The 17759-nt window shown below is 70.8% G+C and carries 15 protein-coding genes; 9 read left to right on the top strand and 6 right to left on the bottom strand.

Annotated elements, in window-relative coordinates; translation table 11 throughout:
- Positions 1-19: 19 nt before the first annotated feature.
- Together ACIPSJ_RS08855 and ACIPSJ_RS08850 are read left to right on the top strand one after the other, a co-directional pair.
- A complete protein-coding gene (locus ACIPSJ_RS08855) occupies positions 20-1048 on the top strand; it encodes a thaumatin family protein (protein ID WP_401344681.1) in 1029 nt (342 codons plus the stop codon).
- A 124-nt stretch (positions 1049-1172) separates the two neighbouring features.
- Entirely contained in the window at positions 1173-2045 is an 873-nt protein-coding gene (locus ACIPSJ_RS08850) for an alpha/beta fold hydrolase (protein WP_401344679.1), read from the top strand.
- 33 nt (positions 2046-2078) lie between these two features.
- Here the strand turns inward: ACIPSJ_RS08850 and ACIPSJ_RS08845 are convergent, their stop codons facing one another.
- Complete coding sequence (locus tag ACIPSJ_RS08845; RefSeq protein WP_359226553.1) at positions 2079-2543, bottom strand: hypothetical protein; 465 nt, start codon at positions 2541-2543, stop codon at positions 2079-2081.
- A gap of 114 nt (positions 2544-2657) precedes the next feature.
- On the opposite strand from ACIPSJ_RS08845, the gene ACIPSJ_RS08840 reads away from it, so the two are divergent.
- From ACIPSJ_RS08840 to ACIPSJ_RS08830, 3 genes are all read left to right on the top strand, one after another.
- Positions 2658-2990 (top strand): YnfA family protein, encoded by a 333-nt coding sequence (locus tag ACIPSJ_RS08840; RefSeq protein ID WP_359226512.1) that lies wholly within the window; start codon positions 2658-2660, stop codon positions 2988-2990.
- Positions 2991-3135: 145 nt separating this feature from the next.
- The gene (locus tag ACIPSJ_RS08835) at positions 3136-3894 is read left to right on the top strand and encodes an SDR family NAD(P)-dependent oxidoreductase (protein WP_359226510.1); all 759 of its coding nucleotides are present in this window, start codon (positions 3136-3138) and stop codon (positions 3892-3894) included.
- Positions 3894-4061, top strand: coding sequence for a hypothetical protein (locus ACIPSJ_RS08830; protein WP_401344676.1), 168 nt, complete (start codon positions 3894-3896; stop codon positions 4059-4061). The genes ACIPSJ_RS08835 and ACIPSJ_RS08830 overlap by 1 nt, the downstream gene beginning before the upstream one ends.
- Positions 4062-4073: 12 nt before the next feature.
- Here ACIPSJ_RS08830 and ACIPSJ_RS08825 read toward each other — a convergent pair whose 3' ends face one another.
- Entirely contained in the window at positions 4074-5267 is a 1194-nt protein-coding gene (locus tag ACIPSJ_RS08825) for an RtcB family protein (RefSeq protein ID WP_401344674.1), read from the bottom strand.
- 228 nt (positions 5268-5495) lie between these two features.
- Here ACIPSJ_RS08825 and ACIPSJ_RS08820 point away from each other — a divergent pair, with 228 nt between their 5' ends.
- The 3 genes from ACIPSJ_RS08820 (at position 5496) to ACIPSJ_RS08810 (ending at position 8801) form a co-directional block, all read left to right on the top strand.
- Positions 5496-6344 carry a DUF3558 domain-containing protein gene (locus tag ACIPSJ_RS08820; RefSeq protein WP_359226504.1) on the top strand — a complete coding sequence of 283 codons (849 nt, stop codon included), beginning with the start codon at positions 5496-5498 and terminating at the stop codon, positions 6342-6344.
- Between the two features lie 117 nt (positions 6345-6461).
- Positions 6462-7370, top strand: a complete 909-nt coding sequence (locus ACIPSJ_RS08815) for a DUF3558 domain-containing protein (protein ID WP_401344672.1) — start codon at positions 6462-6464, stop codon at positions 7368-7370.
- 99 nt (positions 7371-7469) lie between these two features.
- Complete coding sequence (locus tag ACIPSJ_RS08810) at positions 7470-8801, top strand: DUF2637 domain-containing protein (RefSeq protein ID WP_359226500.1); 1332 nt, start codon at positions 7470-7472, stop codon at positions 8799-8801.
- Positions 8802-8900: 99 nt separating this feature from the next.
- Here the strand turns inward: ACIPSJ_RS08810 and lysS are convergent, their stop codons facing one another.
- Complete coding sequence (gene lysS / locus ACIPSJ_RS08805; protein ID WP_401344670.1) at positions 8901-10631, bottom strand: lysine--tRNA ligase; 1731 nt, start codon at positions 10629-10631, stop codon at positions 8901-8903.
- A gap of 376 nt (positions 10632-11007) precedes the next feature.
- Here lysS and argS point away from each other — a divergent pair, with 376 nt between their 5' ends.
- The gene (gene argS, locus ACIPSJ_RS08800) at positions 11008-12768 is read left to right on the top strand and encodes an arginine--tRNA ligase (RefSeq protein ID WP_401344668.1); all 1761 of its coding nucleotides are present in this window, start codon (positions 11008-11010) and stop codon (positions 12766-12768) included.
- Positions 12769-12813: 45 nt separating this feature from the next.
- Here argS and ACIPSJ_RS08795 read toward each other — a convergent pair whose 3' ends face one another.
- The 3 genes from ACIPSJ_RS08795 to ACIPSJ_RS08785 all read right to left on the bottom strand — a co-directional run bounded on the left by ACIPSJ_RS08795 (position 12814) and on the right by ACIPSJ_RS08785 (position 17759).
- On the bottom strand, positions 12814-15882 hold the full coding sequence (locus ACIPSJ_RS08795) for an alpha-mannosidase (RefSeq protein ID WP_401344667.1): 3069 nt from the start codon (positions 15880-15882) through the stop codon (positions 12814-12816).
- Between the two features lie 63 nt (positions 15883-15945).
- On the bottom strand, positions 15946-16842 hold the full coding sequence (locus ACIPSJ_RS08790) for a carbohydrate ABC transporter permease (protein WP_401344665.1): 897 nt from the start codon (positions 16840-16842) through the stop codon (positions 15946-15948).
- Complete coding sequence (locus ACIPSJ_RS08785) at positions 16842-17759, bottom strand: carbohydrate ABC transporter permease (protein ID WP_401346189.1); 918 nt, start codon at positions 17757-17759, stop codon at positions 16842-16844. The genes ACIPSJ_RS08790 and ACIPSJ_RS08785 overlap by 1 nt, the downstream gene beginning before the upstream one ends.

The raw sequence follows: 17759 nt of genomic DNA, 5'->3' as shown, positions 1-17759 counted from the left end.
GCCCGAGGAAGGCACAAGGATGGCACGAGGACGCAGGAGACACGGCGCGAGACCACCGCGACGACGCGGCCGGTGGTACGCCGGAGCGGCCGCCGCCCTCGCGACGGCAGCCGCCGTACTGATCGGCTACGGCTGCTGGACCCCGTCGACCGGAACCGACACCGCGAGCACCGCGAGCAGCCGGCCGTCCACCGCCCTCCCGCCCGGCTCCCCGCACCCCACCTCCTCCCCCGCCCCGAGCCGCAGCCCCTCGCCCTCCGCCTCCGCCTCCCCCAGGACCGCGCCCGAGGCATCGCCGAGAACCACCCCGAAGCCGAACAGGACGGCCTCCCGAACCTCCCCCCCCCGGCCCACCGCCGCCCCCGCCGGCAAACGCCTGATCACCGTCGTCAACAAGACCCCGAAGACGGTCTGGGCCGTCGTCACCAACACCGCCGTCTACCCGGCCGGCCGCGAACTCGCCCCCGGCCAGAGCCTGTCGGTGACCGTGGCCGACGACTGGGGCGGCCGTATCTGGGGCCGTACCGGATGCACCGACGGCACGGCCGCGGGCCCCTGCGCCTCCGGCGACTGCACCAGCGTCTGCACCGGCGGCAACCCGCCCACCACCCTTGGCGAGTTCACCTTCGACGCCTACGCCGGCATGGACTTCTACGACGTCAGCATGGTCGACGGCTCGAACCTGCCCATGTGGATCAACATCTCCCACACCACGACCACCGACCCGGTCAGCTCCGCCGGCTGCTACCAGGGCGTCTGCACCACGGACGTCGACTGCCCCACCGCCATGCAGGCCCGCTCCGGCGGCCAGGAGATCGGCTGCAAGCCGCCCTGCGCGGCCTTCGGCGGCGACACCTACTGCTGCCGCGGCGCCTGGGCGGGCCGCGAGAACTGCGTCCCCTCCAAGTGGCCCGTCGACTACACCCAGGTCTTCAAGCGCGCCGCGCCCTACGCCTACTCCTACGCCTTCGACGACGCGGCGACGATGCCCTGCAAGGGCGCCTGCTCCTACCGGATCACCTTCGGGACCACGAACGGCGGCACCTGACGTGAGCCCAGCGGGCGCCCGGGGCGCGTTCACCCGGACGGCCCGTCCACGAGGCCGCGCCGTCCGGGGACCTCGACGCTGGAATCCCGGGCGTCGCCCGACGCCCCCGCGCCGAAGGACCGGCATGCGCATATCCCGTAAGTCCCGCCGCACCGTGCACATCGCCCGCTGGGGCGCGGCCCTTCTGGCCCTGTCCGGGGCCACCTCCGTCCTGGCACCCGACACCGCCCGGGCCGGCGGTCCGAGCGGTGATCCCGGCCGGGCGAAGCCCACCGTGGTGCTCGTGCACGGCGCCTTCGCCGACGCGTCGAGCTGGAACGGCGTCGTGGAACGGCTCCAGCAGAACGGCTACACGGTGGCCGCACCGGCCAACCCGCTCCGCGGTGTCGCCCAGGACTCGGCCTACCTCGCGAGCTTCCTGAAGTCCATCACGGGACCGATCATCCTGGCCGGCCATTCCTACGGCGGAGAGGTGATCTCCCAGGCCGCCGTCGGAAACGACAACGTCAAGGCCCTCGTCTACATCAACGCGATCATGCCCGACGCGGGAGAGTCACAGGCCGTCCTCGCCGCCAGGTTCGCCCCCGCGCCGCTCACCCAGGCGCTCCAGCAGGTGCCCTTCCGCAACGCCGACGGCACCACCGGCACGGACGTGTACATCAAGCCGGACCGGCTGCGCCAGGTCTTCGCCGCGGACCTGCCCGCCGGCCAGACCGCCGTCATGGCGGCCACCCAGCGTCCGATCGCGATGTCGGCGTTCGCGGACAAGCTCACCGGCGCCGCCTGGCGGACCAAGCCCGTGTACGCCCTCGTCGGCAAGCAGGACCGGGCGATCAACCCGGACCTGGAACGCTTCGAGGCGAAGCGCGCCAACGCCCGCAGGACGGTGCAGATCGACTCCTCGCACGTGTCCCTGGTCTCCCACCCACAGGCGGTCAAGGACCTGATCACCGAGGCCGCCGAGGACTACATCTGGGGCACCACGAAAAAGTCCTGACCGTCCCCGTCCCCGTCCCAGGCCCGTCCCCGCTCAGAAGGCGTACGGGTCCCCGGTCGCCAGCACCAGCACCCGCTGCCTGTCGTTCGTACGGTCGTGGTCCACCGCGCTCCCACTCCAGGCCACGTCCACCGCCAGCGTCACCTCCGACGGCCGCTCCCGCAGCCGTACCGGCACCACCAGCTGCTCGCCGGGCAGCTCGACCGCCAGCGGCCCGGTGCCGCACACCACCTCCCGGTCGCCGGTGCGCGCGCACGCGGCCGGCAACCGCTGCTCGTCCGCCAGCGCCGCCGACCAGCTCAGCCGCACACTGGCGTCGGCGACGGCGTCCGGCCCGAGATTGGCCGGGGTCAGCCGGACCTCCATCACGCCTCCGCTCATCATGGCGGAACCGTGCACCTCGAGATCGGCGTCCCCGGCCCAGGCGGCACCGCCCGTCCCCAGCACCAGCGCACCGGCCGCCACCGCACCGGCCACCGCAAGTCCGTATCGCCGCATCGCCACGCCATCCGTCCCGTCCGACTCCGACAGTCCTACGGATGTATGCCACCCGGGCCCCGCCCCGGTTACCTCCCAACAGGTGACGCGGGCCCGACGTGACAGGCTGCGAGCATGCTGATCCTCCGCTCCGCCGCCCTCTTCATTGTCGCCGCCCTCTTCGAGATCGGCGGCGCCTGGCTGGTCTGGCAGGGCGTACGCGAACACCGCGGCTGGCTCTGGATCGCGGGCGGCATCCTCTCCCTCGGCGCCTACGGCTTCGTCGCCACCTTCCAGCCCGACGCCCACTTCGGCCGCATCCTCGCGGCCTACGGCGGCATCTTCGTCGCCGGCTCGATCCTGTGGGGCGCCGTGGCCGACGGCTACCGCCCGGACCGCTGGGACATTACGGGCGCGGCGATCTGCCTGGCGGGCATGGCAGTGATCATGTGGGCACCGAGAAACTGACGTGAGACGAGCGCCCCGTAGGGGCACGGGTAACTGCGCGACCAGCCCCCACGGACCCACAGCCGCCCGACTCCGCACCATCCACGGCGCCTAGACTCTCCGGAACAACCCGCACAGGACACACCCCGCTGAGGAGCACACCCCCATGGCCCCGTCCCGCATCGCGGTAGTCACCGGCGCCAGCAGCGGCATCGGCGCCGCCACCGCCCGCCGGCTCGCCGAGGCCGGCTACCGCGTCGTCCTCACCGCCCGCCGCGAGGACCGCATCGAGGCGCTGGCCAAGGAGATCGGCGAGGCGGGCGGCGAGGCCACCGCCTACCCCCTCGACGTGACGGACCGCGCGGCCGTCGACGAGTTCGCGACGGCCTTCAAGGCGATCGCCGTCCTCGTCAACAACGCCGGCGGAGCCCTCGGCGCCGACCCGGTGGCCACCGGCGACCCGGCCGACTGGCGCACGATGTACGAGACGAACGTCATCGGCACCCTGAACCTCACCCAGGCCCTGCTCCCCAAGCTGGAGGCGAGCGGCGACGGCACGGTGGTCGTGGTCTCCTCCACGGCCGGTCACGGCACCTACGAGGGCGGCGCCGGCTACGTCGCCGCCAAGCACGGCGCCCACGTCCTCGCCGAGACGCTCCGTCTGGAGATCGTCGGCAAGCCGGTCCGGGTGATCGAGATCGCGCCGGGCATGGTCAGGACGGACGAGTTCGCGCTGACCCGCTTCGGTGGCGACGCGGAGAAGGCGGCCAAGGTCTACCAGGGCGTCGCCGAGCCCCTCACCGCCGAGGACGTGGCCGACACCATCACCTGGACGGTCACCCGCCCCAGCCACGTCAACATCGACCTCCTCGTCGTCCGCCCCCGCGCCCAGGCCTCCAACACCAAGGTCCACCGGGACCTGTGATGCCGGACGAGGACCCGGCGGCAGCCCTGGAACAGGACCTGGAACAAGCCCGCCTGAAACAGGAGACCAGAAACGAACGCCAGGTCTGGTACTTCCTGGCCTACTTCCTGTTCGGCATCCACATCGTCGCCTTCGTGATGATCTACGCGGTCCGCCACGCGAAGTGACGGACCGCGCGGTCACCCCTTGACGCAGACGACCTGCTTGAGCTTCGCGACGACCTCGACGAGGTCCCGCTGCTGGTCGATGACCTGGTCGATCGACTTGTACGCGCCCGGGATCTCGTCCACGACACCGGAGTCCTTGCGGCACTCCACGCCCCGGGTCTGCTCCTCCAGGTCCCGGGTCGAGAACCGGCGCTTGGCCGCGTTGCGGCTCATCCGCCGGCCGGCGCCGTGCGAGGCCGAGTTGAAGGACAGCGGGTTGCCGAGGCCCTTCACGATGTACGAACCGGTGCCCATGGACCCCGGGATGATCCCGAACTCCCCGCTCCCCGCCCGGATCGCGCCCTTGCGGGTGACCAGCAGGTCCATCCCGTCGTAGCGCTCCTCGGCGACGTAGTTGTGGTGGGCGCTGATCTCCGGCTCGAAGACCGGCCTGGCCTTCTTGAACTCCTTGCGGATCACGTCCTTCAGGAGCGCCATCATCAGCGTGCGGTTGTGCTTCGCGTACTCCTGCGCCCAGAACAGGTCGTTGCGGTACGCCGCCATCTGCGGGGTGTCCGCGACGAAGACGGCGAGATCACGGTCGACCAGGCCCTGGTTGTGCGGGAGCTTCTGGGCCACGCCGATGTGGTGTTCGGCGAGTTCCTTGCCGATGTTGCGGGAACCGGAGTGCAGCATCAGCCACACCACACCGGCCGTATCCGTGCAGACTTCGACAAAATGGTTGCCGGAACCGAGCGTTCCCATCTGCTGATGCGCCCGCTCCCGACGGAACTTGACCGCATCCGCCACCCCGTCGAACCGCCCCCAGAACTCCCCCCACCCGGCCGTGGCCAGTCCGTGGAAGCCGCCCGGCTCCACCGGATCGGCGTGCATGCCGCGCCCCACCGGAATCGCCTGCTCGATCTTGGAGCGGAGCCGCGAGAGGTCGCCCGGCAGGTCGTTCGCCGTGAGGGACGTCTTCACCGCGGACATGCCGCAGCCGATGTCGACGCCGACCGCGGCCGGGCACACCGCGCCCTGCATCGCGATGACGGAGCCGACCGTGGCGCCCTTGCCGTAGTGGACGTCCGGCATGACGGCGAGGCCCTTGATCCACGGCAGGGTCGCGACGTTGCGCAGCTGCTGGAGCGCCACGTCCTCGACCGTCGCCGGGTCGGTCCACATCCGGATCGACACCTTGGCGCCCGGTATCTCCACGTACGACATGACTTCCTCATTCCCCCGCGAACAGCACATCAAAAAGGACAAACAGAATTAATGACATAAAACGCAAATGCAGCGCCAAGGTCGTTGAAATCAGACAAGGGACCGGCGTTCACAGCAGTGCGTGCGATACACATTGTCTCCAGGGGACGCCCCGCTGCGGCAAGCGAATAACCAGCGGGGACACTGGAGCAGGACCGAGCGACCCAGTGAACGGAAGGGAGCCTGACCGTGCAGCGGAAGGCGTACGTAACCGGCACCGCCGCGCTTCTCGCGGCCCTGCTGGCCGGCTGCACGAGCGGTTCCAGCGGGGGCGACGACACCAGCGACAAGAACGCGGACACCGGCACCTCCACCGTCGCCGCCCAGCCCGGCAAGTACCGCACCCTCCCCGAGGCCTGCGGCGCGGTCAGCCACGACACCCTGGACTCCCTGCTCCCCGGTATCGCCCAGATCACCGACGAGGAGCAGCGGGACAAGGCCTACGCGGGCGACGCCACGCTCACCTACGACACCGACCGCAAGGTCGGCTGCCGCTGGAAGGTCGAGTCCAGCGACGCCACCGACCGGCTCTCCGTCGACTTCGAGCGCGTGGTGTCGTACGAGAACGCGATCAGCGACGACACCGAGGCGCAGACGATCTACACGCAGATGGAGGCGGCGGCCGACATCCCCGAGTCCGCGCCCCCCACCGCGAGCGCGACCGAGTCGGCATCGGCATCGGATTCGCCGTCCGGGTCGCCCTCCTCGTCGGCGTCCCCCTCGGCCTCCGCCACGCCCACCGCCTCCGGTTCCGGCTCGGCGTCCGGGTCGCCCTCCGCCTCCACCACCCCGGCCGCCCTCCAGCCCCGCACGCTCGCCGACCTCGGCGACGAGGCGTATCTCGACGATCAGCTCAGCGCGTCCGGTTCGACGGCCGAACAGCGGACCGTGACTGTGGTGTTCCGCACGTCCAACGTCGTGGTGACCATCGAGTACGAGGAGCAGCCGATGGCCACCGGGACCGTCCCGGACAGCAAGGAAATGCAGGACAGGGCCCAGAATCTGGCCGCCCAACTGGCCGAGGCCCTCAACGGCTGACCGTCCGGGCACACCGTCCGCACCCCGTCCGCAAAGCGCGCGAACCAAAACCGCACAGCTCCCTCACCGCGTACCGTGGCCCCTCGGACCCGATCCGACCGCAGGAACCCCGAACGTATGAGTGAAGGAACCATGCAGCGAGTAGCAGTCCAGCCAGCCGACCAGAGCGCCCGCACCGAACGGAACGCACCGCGACGGGCAGGGCGCCTGCGCCGCGGTCTCGTCTGCGCGGCGGCCGTCCCCGCGGTGGCCCTGTTCGCGACGGCCTGCTCCTCGGACTCGGACAGCGGCGCGCAGGGGACGGGCAGCAGCACCGGCACCGGCACCGTCACCTCCCCCACCGGCGACTCCACGGCCGCCTCGCCGACCGTCCAGGCGGCCAAGTACCAGAAGCTGCCCGAGCCGTGCGCGGTGCTGTCGAAGAAGACCCTCACCGAACTCGTCCCGAAGGGCGTGAAGTCGGGCAAGGAGGGCAGCTCGGACGATGTGGCCACGCGGAACAGCTGCTCCTGGAGCAGCCTGGACAACAACGGTGTGAAGGGCTCCCAGTTCCGCTGGCTGAACATCTCCTTCCTGCGCTTCGACTCGGACGCCAACCGCGGCTCCGGCGAGAAGCAGGCCGAGGCGTACTACACGAGCCAGCTACAGGACGCCCAGTCCGTGTCCGGCGCCAAGAACACCAAGTCGGAGCCGGTGACCGGGGCCGGCGACCAGGCCACCGCGGTGCGCTACGACCTGAAGAAGAAGGAGGGCGCCTTCAAGCAGCAGACGGTGGTGGCCCGGGTCGCGAACGTGGTCGTCACCCTCGACTACAACGGCGCGGGTCTGGCCGGTGAGAAGACGCCGTCCGCCGACACGCTCACGAAGGCGGCGGAGAAGGCCGCCAAGGAGGCGGTGGCGTCCGTCTCGACCGCCAACGGGTCCGGTTCCGCGCCGAGTTCACCTGCGGCGACACCCTCCAAGTCCGCCTCCAAGTCGCCCTCCGCCTCCGCGTCGCCCTCCAAGTCGTCAGCCAAGAAGAGCTGACCGGCAACACGTGCGCCGCACACATGTGCCACCCTGTTGCGCGCAACAACACGCAAGGGGAGGGGAGTACGGGTGGCCGAGCGAATACAGCTGACTCGGATGCACCGCGTTCTCATCGGCGTGGTCGTGACCGGCGCGATGATCATCGCCGGCATCGGCTTCGCCGGTTCGTACGCGGCCGTCCGTGAGCTGGCCATCAAGAAGGGCTTCGGGAACTTCTCCTACGTGTTCCCGATCGGCATCGACGCGGGCATCTGCGTCCTGCTCGCCCTCGACCTGCTGCTGACCTGGATCCGCATCCCCTTCCCGCTGCTGCGGCAGACGGCCTGGCTGCTGACCGTCGCGACGATCGCCTTCAACGGCGCGGCGGCCTGGCCGGACCCGCTGGGCGTGGGCATGCACGCGGTCATCCCGGTCCTCTTCGTGGTGGCGGTCGAGGCGGCCCGGCACGCGATCGGGCGGATCGCCGACATCACGGCGGACAAGCACATGGAGGGGGTCCGCCTCACCCGCTGGCTGCTCTCCCCGGTCCCGACCTTCCTGCTCTGGCGCCGTATGAAGCTGTGGGAGCTGCGCTCCTACGACCAGGTCATCAAGCTGGAGCAGGAACGTCTCGTCTATCAGGCGCGGCTCCGCTCCCGCTTCGGCCGGGCCTGGCGCCGCAAGGCTCCGGTGGAGTCCCTGATGCCCCTGCGCCTGGCGAAGTACGGCGTCCCCCTCGCCGACACCGCCCCGGAGGGGCTGGCGGCGGCGGGCATCGACCTCCCGGCCCTCCTGCCGGCCCCCGCACCCGCCGTAGCGGCCCCGGCTCCGGCGGCGGCGGTCGCGCCGCCCGCCGAGCAGCGCCCCGAGCTGGCCCCCGGCGCCGGGCAGCCGGCCGTCCCCCGGCAGGCCGCGGCGCCGGGACCCGAGGCGGACGTCAACCAGTGGCTGCACGCCAGGGACCCGCAGCAGATCCAGTACCACGGCGACTACAACCCCGACTTCGAGCCGCCGTACGAGCCGCAGTTCACCGAGGAGCAGTACGCGGCCTGGTACGAGCAGGAGCAGCAGCGGTACCAGCAGGAGCAGCAGTTTCAGCAGGAACAGCGGTACCGGCAGGAACAGCTCGCCCAGAGCCAGTTCCCGGAGGAGCAGCCGCCCCTCCCCGAGGAGTCCCCGTCGGAGCAGACCGGCAGCTTCCCCATCCCCTCCGGTCCGGGCCGCACCCGTGAGCTCGGCGAGGGCGGCGGGCCCCCGGAGCCGACGGAGGAGGACTTCTACCTGGTCTTCAAGAAGTCGATAGACGGCGGTTACCCCAGCTCCGGCCAGTTCCGGGGTGACGTGGAGGCGACCTTCGGCATCACGCTCCCGCAGCGCGACGCGGACCGCATGGTCAACCGCTTCACCAACCGCCACACGGCGGAGTTGCAGGAAGACCACATCGCGTGAGCCGAACGAACCGCGCGACCGCATGAGGAAACGGCATGAAGAAGGGGCCCTCCGCCGAGGAGGGCCCCTTCTTCATGCTTCGTGCCTCACATCCCGGTGCTACGCCCCGAGCAGGGCCCGCACCCGCTCCTGCCCGACCGCGAGCAGCAGCGTGGGCAGCCGGGGGCCGGTGTCCCGGCCCACCAGCAGGTGGTACAGCAGCGCGAAGAACGTGCGCTGGGCCGTCTTGATCTCGGCCGGCAGCTCCTTGGGCGTCGCGTCCGCGGAGAACCCGGCCTGCACCTTGGGCACGCCGTACACGAGGTGGGTCAGTCCGTCGAGCGACCAGTGCTCGGCGAGCCCGTCGAGCAGCAGTCGTACGGACTGCTGGGACGCCTCGTCGAGGGACTTCAGCAGCTCGGCGTCGGCCTCCTCGCGGACGATGGTCCGCTGGTCGGCCGGTACCTGGGTGTTGATCCAGGCCTCGGCCTTGTCGTACCGGGGGCGTGCCTCGTCGACCGATCCCAGCGGGTTCGCGGGGTCCAGCTCGCTGAGGATGCGCAGCGCCTGGTCCTCGTGCCCGGCGGTGATGTCGGCGACGGAGGCGAGGGTCCGGTACGGCAGCGGCTTGGGCGTCCGCGGCAGCTCACCGCCGGCCGTGCGCACGGCACGCGAGTGCGCGGCGACGTCGGCGGGCAGCGCGGCGCCCTCCGCGACCTTGGCGTCGAGCTTGTCCCACTCGTCGTAGAGCCGCTGGATCTCCTGGTCGAAGGCGATCTTGAAGGACTGGTTGGGCCGGCGGCGGGCGTACAGCCAGCGCAGGATCTGCGGCTCCATGATCTTCAGCGCGTCGGCCGGGGTCGGCACCCCGCCCCGGGACGACGACATCTTGGCCATGCCGCTGATGCCGACGAAGGCGTACATCGGCCCGATGGGCTGCTGCCCGCCGAAGATCCCGACGATCTGCCCGCCCACCTGGAAGCTGGACCCCGGCGAGGAGTGGTCGACACCGCTCGGCTCGAAGATCACGCCCTCGTAGGCCCAGCGCATCGGCCAGTCGACCTTCCAGACGAGCTTGCCGCGGTTGAACTCGTTCAGCCGGACGGTCTCGGTGAAGCCGCACTCGGTGCAGACGTACGACAGCTCGGTGCTGTCGTCGTCGTACGCCGTGACGGTCGTCAGGTCCTTGCCGCAGCCCCCGCAGTACGGCTTGTACGGGAAGTACCCGGCGGAGCCGGACGAGCCGTCGTCCTCGCTCGCCGCGCCCGAGCCCTCCTCGGCCTCCAGCTCGGCCTCGTCGACGGCCTTCTGCTGCTGCTTCTTGGGGGCCTTCTTCGTCCGGTACTGCTCCAGGATCGCGTCGATGTCACCCCGGTGCTTCATGGCGTGCAGCACCTGCTCCCGGTACACACCGGACGTGTACTGGGCCGTCTGGCTGATCCCGTCGAACTCCACACCCAGCTCGGCCAGCGACTCGACCATCGCGGCCTTGAAGTGCTCGGCCCAGTTCGGGAACGCGGAGCCCTTCGGCGCGGGCACGGAGGTCAGCGGCTTGCCGATGTGCTCGGCCCAGCTCTCGTCGACCCCGGCGATGCCGGCGGGCACCTTGCGGTACCGGTCGTAGTCGTCCCAGGAGATCAGGTGCCGCACCTGGTACCCGCGCCGCCGGACCTCGTCCGCGACCAGGTGCGGGGTCATCACCTCGCGCAGGTTGCCCAGGTGGATCGGCCCCGACGGCGAGAGCCCGGACGCGACGACGACCGGTTTGCCCGGGGCCCGACGCTCCGACTCCTCGATGACCTCATCCGCGAAACGGGAGACCCAGTCGGTGGTCTCGGTGCTCTGAGCCACGTCGGCACGTCCTTCTTTCTGGCAACGGGCAGCCGGTACGGTCGCACGGCTGACCGCCCCATTCTCCCAGGCACCCCCACATCTACGAAAACGGGTTGTCAAGACACCCCCGACCGGCGGCGCAGCCGCCGTCTGGGGGCGCGGGGCCGCATCTGACATGCGGCTCCGCCGCGCGGGCGCGACCAGCGGCGGCGCGCCCCCGATCGGCGGCGCAGCCGCCGTCCGGGGGCGCGGGGAACCGCGCGACCAGCCCCCACGCACCCGCACCCGGCAGCGCACCGCACCACCCCCACCCCGTGGCCGCAAAAACCCCTTTACCCCCCGTGAAATACTGGACCCGTCTACCAGCACCCACGAGGAGAACGGCTCCCACCCCATGGCCCCGGTCACGTCCCTCAGCGACTCCGTCACCCAGCAGCTCACGAACGCCCTCTCGGCCACCCTGCCGGAGGCCCCCGTGGACCCCCTGCTGCGACGCAGCGACCGCGCCGACTACCAGGCGAACGGCATCCTCGCCGCCGCCAAGAAGGCCAAGGCCAACCCCCGGGAGCTGGCGACGCAGGTCGTCTCGCACATCACCACCGGCGCGGACCTGATCCAGGACGTCGAGGTCTCCGGCCCCGGCTTCCTCAACATCACCCTCGCGGACCGGGCGATCACCGGGAACCTGGCCGCGCGGTACGCGGACGGCGACCGGCTCGGCGTGCCCTCCAAGCCGCATCCGGGCCTCACCGTCATCGACTACGCGCAGCCGAACGTCGCCAAGGAGATGCACGTCGGCCACCTGCGCTCCGCGGTGATCGGCGACGCCCTGCGCGGCATGCTCGACTTCACCGGCGAGCGGACGGTCGGCCGGCACCACATCGGCGACTGGGGCACCCAGTTCGGCATGCTCATCCAGTACCTGATCGAGAACCCGGCCGAGCTGTCCGCGGAGACCGACACGGACGGCGAGCAGGCCATGTCGAACCTGAACCGGGTCTACAAGGCGTCCCGGGCGGTCTTCGACGCGGACGAGGAGTTCAAGGAGCGGGCCCGGAAGCGGGTGGTCGCCCTCCAGTCCGGCGACAAGGAGACCCTCGACCTGTGGCAGCGGTTCGTGGACGAGTCGAAGGTCTACTTCTACTCGGTCTTCGAGAAGCTGGACATGGAGATCCGCGACGACGAGATCGTGGGCGAGTCGGCGTACAACGACGGCATGCCCGAGACCGCCCGGCTCCTGGAGGAGATGGGCGTGGCGGTCCGCTCCGAGGGCGCGCTCGTCGTCTTCTTCGACGACATCCGGGGCAAGGACGACCAGCCGGTCCCGCTGATCGTGCAGAAGGCGGACGGCGGCTTCGGCTACGCGGCCTCCGACCTGACGGCGATCCGCAACCGGGTCCAGGACCTGCGCGCCACGTCCCTGATCTACGTCGTGGACGTCCGCCAGTCCCTGCACTTCAAGATGGTCTTCGAGGCGGCCCGCCGGGCGGGCTGGCTCACCGACGACGTCACCGCGCACAACATGGGCTACGGCACGGTGCTGGGCGCGGACGGCAAGCCGTTCAAGACGCGTGAGGGCGAGACCGTACGGCTGGAGGACCTGCTGGACGAGGCGGTGCAGCGGGCCGCCGAGGTCGTCCGGGAGAAGGCGCAGGACCTGACCGAGGACGAGATCCAGGAGCGGGCCACGCAGGTCGGCATCGGCGCGGTGAAGTACGCCGACCTGTCCACGTCCCCCAGCCGGGACTACAAGTTCGACCTGGACCAGATGGTCTCGCTCAACGGCGACACCTCCGTCTACCTCCAGTACGCCTACGCCCGGATCCAGTCCATCCTCCGCAAGGCGGGCGACGTCCGCCCCGCCGCCCACCCGGAGCTGGAACTGCACACCGCGGAGCGGGCGCTGGGCCTGCACCTGGACGCCTTCGGCGACACGGTCTTCGAGGCGGCGGCGGAGTACGCCCCGCACAAGCTGGCCGCGTACCTGTACCAACTGGCGTCGCTGTTCACGTCGTTCTACGACAAGTGCCCGGTGATCAAGCCGCAGCCGCCGCAGGACGTCGCGGAGAACCGCCTCCTGCTGTGCGACATGACCGCCCGCACCCTCCACCAGGGCATGTCCCTGCTGGGCATCCGGACGCCCGAGCGGCTCTGAGCACGGGGGGCCCGGCCACCGGCCGGGCCCCCTCCCCATCTGCGACTACGACTCCTCGGCGCGCCGCAGCCGTACCGTCAGGATCTGGTACGGCCGCAGGCTCAGCCGGACCTCTCCCGCCTCAGTGACCGCGCAGCTCGCCGGGTCCTCCAGCGGGCGCTCCAGGAGATCGGTCACGGTCACCGAGTCCAGGGCGAAGCCCGGGGTCAGGGTCGCCCGGGCGCGCACCCCGTGTGCCTCGTAGAGGCGGACGACGACGTCGCCGCTGCGGTCGTCGGCGAGTTTGACCGTCTCGACGACGACACCCTCGTCGTCGACGGCGACCAGCGGCTCGACCGGGCCGCTGCCGGGCAGGACGCGCTCGGGCAGGTTGAGGTGGTAGCCCTCGCGGACGGCGTCGTGGAGGTCGGCGCCGACGACGAGGGCGTAGCGCAGCCGGTGGGTGCCCTGGTCCTGGTCGGGGTCGGGGAAGCGGGCCGCGCGGAGAAGGGAGAGGCGGACCGTGGTGGTCGTGCCGCCGTCGGGGCGGACGTCCCGGGTGATGTCGTGGCCGTACGTCGAGTCGTTGACCAGCGCGGCGCCCCAGTCGGGTTCGCCGACGTGCAGGAAGCGGTGGGCGCAGACCTCGAACTTGGCGGCGTCCCAGCTGGTGTTGGTGTGGGTGGGGCGGTCGACGTGGCCGAAGGGGATCTCGGCGCTGGAGTACGCGGCCCGCAGGTCCAGCGGGAAGGCGGCCTTGAGCAGCTTCTCCCGCTCGTGCCAGTCGACGACCGTGTCCACCAGCAGCCGTCGGGTGCCCGGCGGGAGGGTCAGCGTCTGTTCGATACGGGAGTCGCCGAACGTGCGGACCACCCGTACGCCACCGCCCGGGAGCGCCGTCACCGACTCCGCCGCCGTCAGGTCGCGGACGTTGTTGCGGTAGAAGGCGTCGATGTCCCAGGCGTCCCACTGGTTGGGGAAGTCCTGGTGCAGCTGGAGCAGGTTGCCCCGGGTGCCGGGGGCGAGGGCCTCGCGGCCGGCGGCGATGTCGTACGCGGAGGCGATCAGTCCGTCGGTGTCGACGACGATCCGGACCACGCCGTTGTCGAGGACGAGGCCGTCGGGGTGCGGGAGGGCGGGGGTGTCCTCGGTCGCCGCCGTGCGTGGGGCGGCTCCCATGGCCGGGGTCCCGGCGCGGGCGTGCGGGGCCGCGTTGAAGACGAGCGGGGTGTCCGAGCCGGCACCGGCCAGGGCCCGCTGGGCCGCGCCGACGATGTCCTCCAGTTCCGTCGCCACGGCGGCGTACGTCTCCTCCGCCTCCCGGTGCACCCAGGCGATGGAGGTGCCGGGCAGGATGTCGTGGAACTGGTGCAGCAGGACGGTCTTCCACAGCCGGTCGAGCGCCTCGTACGGGTACGGGTGCCCGTCCCGGACGGCCGCCGTCGCCGCCCACAACTCGGCCTCGTGCAGCAGGTGTTCGCTGCGCCGGTTGCCCTGTTTGGTGGCGAGCTGGCTGGTCAGGGTACCGCGGTGGAACTCCAGGTAGAGCTCGCCGGACCAGACGGGGGCGCCGCCGGCCTCCGCGTACTCCTGCTCCGCGCGGGCGAAGAAGTCGGCCGGGCCCTCGATCTCGACGCGGGCCGAGCCCTCCAGGTCCGTGAGCCGGGCGGCGCGGGCCAGCATCTCGCGGGTGGGGCCGCCGCCGCCGTCGCCGTAGCCGAACGGGACGAGGGAGCTGTTGACGGCGCCCTTGTCCTGGAAGTTCCTTACGCTGTGGGCGACTTCGGCGCCGGACAGCTCGCCGTTGTAGGAGTCGACGGGCGGGAAGTGGCTGAAGATCCGGGTGCCGTCGATGCCCTCCCACCAGAAGGTGTGGTGCGGGAACTTGTTGGTGGTGTTCCAGGAGATCTTCTGGGTGAGGAACCAGCGGACCCCGGCGAGCTTCATCAGCTGGGGCAGGGCCGCGTTGTAGCCGAAGGTGTCCGGCAGCCACATCTCCTCGGTCTCGACGCCGAACTCGTCCAGGTAGAACCGCTTGCCGTGGACGAACTGGCGGACCAGGGCCTCGCCGCCGGAGATGTTGGTGTCGGGTTCGACCCAGAGGCTTCCGGTGGGCAGGAACTGCCCGGCCTTGGCCTTCTCCTGGGCGCGCGCGTACACCTCGGGCCGGTGCTCCTTGAGCCAGGCGAGCTGCTGCGCCTGGGACATCACGAACTTGAACTCCGGGTGATCGTCCATGAGTTGCGTGACGTTGGAGACGGTGCGGGCCACCTTGCGGACGGTCTCGCGCAGCGGCCACAGCCAGGCGGTGTCGATGTGGGCGTGGCCGACGGCGGAGACGCGGTGCGCGCTGGCGTTGGCGGGCGCGGCGAGCGCGGGGGCCAGTGCCTCGCGGGCGGCGGCGGCCGTACCGGAGACGTCCTGGAGGTCGACGGCGTCCAGGGCCCGGTCGACCGCGCGCAGGATCTGCCAGCGGCGCGGGCTGTCGGGTGAGAGTTCGCGCATCAGCTGGCCGAGGACTTCGAGGTCCTGGACGAGTTCGTACACCGGCCGGTCGACGACGGCCAGGTCGAGGCGGCGCAGCCGGTACAGGGGTTCGCCGGGGTCGGCGGCCGGGTCGCCGAGCCAGGGGGCGCGGCCGCCGACGGAGGTGGGGCCGAAGCTGAGTTCGCCGGGCGCGGTGTGCATCACGACGGGGTTGGCGGCGGCCTCGATGTGGACGGTGAACTCCTCTCCGCCCACGGCCGATTCGGTCACCGGGAGCCAGGTGTTGCGCGGGTTGAGGGCCTTGACGGCGGTGCCGTCGGCTCGGTAGACGAGCCCCTCGGCGGAGAACCCGGCGGAGTGGGTGGCGAACCCGAGGTCGAGCACGGCCTCGACGGGCAGCCCGGCCCACTCGGCGGGCACGGTACCGCTGACCCTGAACCAGCTGGTCGTCCAGGCGGGCCCCCAGCGGTCGCCGGTCCGTGCCGGCCGGTAAGGGGCGCCGATCCCCTCGGGCACGGGGACGGGTTCACCGGACACGTCCCAGACCTCGACCTGGAGGGGGACCGACCGGGCGTGCACGGCGGGCCGGATGCGCTGGTCCAGCACCCGGTCCAGCCGCTGCTCGGTGACTTCACGGTCGTTGTGCATGGGTTTCTTTCTCCGTGGGAGTGGGGGGTGCCGGGGGGGGCTTGCGAGGGGCCGGCCGGGGCTTCAGCCCTTGAGCGCGCCGCCGAGTGCGAAGCCGCCGCCGAGCTTGCGCGACAGGATGAGGTAGAGCATCACGACCGGCAGCGAGTAGATGATCGAGAACGCCGACAGCTGCCCGTACTGCGTCTGGTCGTGCGCGCTGAGGAACGTGAACACGCTGACGGACGCGGGGAGTTTCTCCGGCGACAGCAGCAGGATGAAGGGGACGAAGAAGTTCCCCCACATGCCGATGAAGGTGAAGATGGTGACGACCACGACGCCCGGGCGCATCAGCGGCAGCACCACCCGCCACAGCACCGTCATCGCCCCGGCGCCGTCGATGCGCGCGGCCTCCTCCAGGACGAGCGGCACCCCGTCCATGAAGCTCTTCATCAGCCAGATCCCGAACGGCAGCGCGGACGCGGCCAGGAACAGGGTCGTACCGGGCATCGAGTCGATCAGGTTGACCTGCACGAACATGCTGTAGACGGGGATCATCACGGCGGTGATGGGCAGCCCGGTGGAGAACAGGATGGTGTAGAGGAACGGCCGGCGCAGCCGGGACCGGTACCGGGAGAGCGGATACGCGGCCAGGATGGAGACGACCACGGTGACGAGCGTGGCGAAGCCGCACAGCAGCAGGCTGTTGAGCATCGGCCGGTAGGTGGTGTCGACGTTGAGGACCGCGTCGAAGTTGTCCAGGGTCAGCGCGTCGGGCAGGGCGAGCCGGAAGCTGTTGAGGTTGCTGACGGAGGCGATCAGCATCCACAGCAGCGGCAGGACGTAGACCAGCGAGACGGCGAGCAGCAGGACGTTGACGATGCCCCTGCCGGGCCGGGGGCGGCGGCGCCGGACGGTCCGAGGTGCGACCGCGGCCGGGGTGTCGCCGGTCTTCGGCGTGGTGGTGGCGGCGACGGCCATCAGTCGTCCTCCAGTTTGAGCAGCCGGATGTACACGGCGGAGAACAGGGCGCCGACCAACAGCAGCACCAGCGCGATCGCGGTGCCGTAGCCAATGAGGCTGTTCTGGAAGGCCTGCTGGTACATGAAGACGGGCAGGGTCTCGCTCTTGTTGCCGGGGCCGCCCCGGGTCATGGTGTAGATCAGGCCGAAGACCGACAGGGTCTGGAGCGTGATCAGCATCAGGTTGGTGAGGATCGAGCGGCGGATGACGGGCAGGGTGACCCGGAAGAACCGCTGCCAGGGGCCGGCGCCGTCCATCTCGGCGGCCTCCGTGAGTTCCTGGGGCACGTCGTTGAGGGCGGCGGAGAACACCATCATGGAGAAGGCGGTGCCGCGCCACACGTTGGCGAGGCAGACCGCGAGGATCGGCAGGGTGTAGAGCCAGTTCTGCTGCGGCAGGTGCAGGGCCGACAGGATCGAGTTCAGCGAGCCCTGGCTGTAGAAGAAGGCGTACATCAGGTAGCCGGCGACCACTTCGGGCAGCACCCAGGCGGCGATGACGACCCCGTTGACGATCGAGCGGACCGGCTTGGCCGCCTTCTCCATGAGGACGGCGAGCGCCAGGCCCAGCGTGTTCTGCCCGACGACGGCCGATCCGACGACGAAGACCAGGGTGAGCCATACGGCGTTGAGGAAGTCGGCGTCGTGGAAGGCGCGGGTGAAGTTGGCGAAGCCGGTGAAGTGGGTGCCGGAGGCGCCGGTGAGCTGCATGTCGGTGAACGCGTAGTACACGCAGTACCCGATCGGCCCGGCCAGGAACACGGCCAGCAGCAGCACCGACGGCAGCAGCGGGAGCCCGCGCAGCAGGCTCTGGGCGGCGGGGGGCACCCCCCGGGACCGGCGGTCGCCGTCGGTCCCGGGGGGTGCGGTGGTCAG

Source organism: Streptomyces sp. NPDC090088, assembly GCF_044747345.1.
Taxonomy (GTDB): domain Bacteria; phylum Actinomycetota; class Actinomycetes; order Streptomycetales; family Streptomycetaceae; genus Streptomyces.
The sequence above is the reverse complement of the archived record's forward strand: the minus strand, read 5'-3'. Positions and strand labels throughout refer to the sequence as shown.

What these genes read in the sequence shown, in the direction of transcription:
- ACIPSJ_RS08850 (WP_401344679.1), top strand. Translation starts at nt 1,173, where the DNA reads ATGCGCATATCCCGTAAGTCCCGCCGCACCGTGCACATCGCCCGCTGG.
- ACIPSJ_RS08825 (WP_401344674.1), bottom strand. Translation starts at nt 5,267, where the DNA reads ATGTCGTACGTGGAGATACCGGGCGCCAAGGTGTCGATCCGGATGTGG.
- ACIPSJ_RS08815 (WP_401344672.1), top strand. Translation starts at nt 6,462, where the DNA reads ATGAGTGAAGGAACCATGCAGCGAGTAGCAGTCCAGCCAGCCGACCAG.
- ACIPSJ_RS08830 (WP_401344676.1), top strand. Translation starts at nt 3,894, where the DNA reads ATGCCGGACGAGGACCCGGCGGCAGCCCTGGAACAGGACCTGGAACAA.
- ACIPSJ_RS08855 (WP_401344681.1), top strand. Translation starts at nt 20, where the DNA reads ATGGCACGAGGACGCAGGAGACACGGCGCGAGACCACCGCGACGACGC.
- ACIPSJ_RS08795 (WP_401344667.1), bottom strand. Translation starts at nt 15,882, where the DNA reads ATGCACAACGACCGTGAAGTCACCGAGCAGCGGCTGGACCGGGTGCTG.
- argS (WP_401344668.1), top strand. Translation starts at nt 11,008, where the DNA reads ATGGCCCCGGTCACGTCCCTCAGCGACTCCGTCACCCAGCAGCTCACG.
- ACIPSJ_RS08845 (WP_359226553.1), bottom strand. Translation starts at nt 2,543, where the DNA reads ATGCGGCGATACGGACTTGCGGTGGCCGGTGCGGTGGCGGCCGGTGCG.
- ACIPSJ_RS08810 (WP_359226500.1), top strand. Translation starts at nt 7,470, where the DNA reads ATGCACCGCGTTCTCATCGGCGTGGTCGTGACCGGCGCGATGATCATC.
- ACIPSJ_RS08840 (WP_359226512.1), top strand. Translation starts at nt 2,658, where the DNA reads ATGCTGATCCTCCGCTCCGCCGCCCTCTTCATTGTCGCCGCCCTCTTC.
- ACIPSJ_RS08790 (WP_401344665.1), bottom strand. Translation starts at nt 16,842, where the DNA reads ATGGCCGTCGCCGCCACCACCACGCCGAAGACCGGCGACACCCCGGCC.
- ACIPSJ_RS08835 (WP_359226510.1), top strand. Translation starts at nt 3,136, where the DNA reads ATGGCCCCGTCCCGCATCGCGGTAGTCACCGGCGCCAGCAGCGGCATC.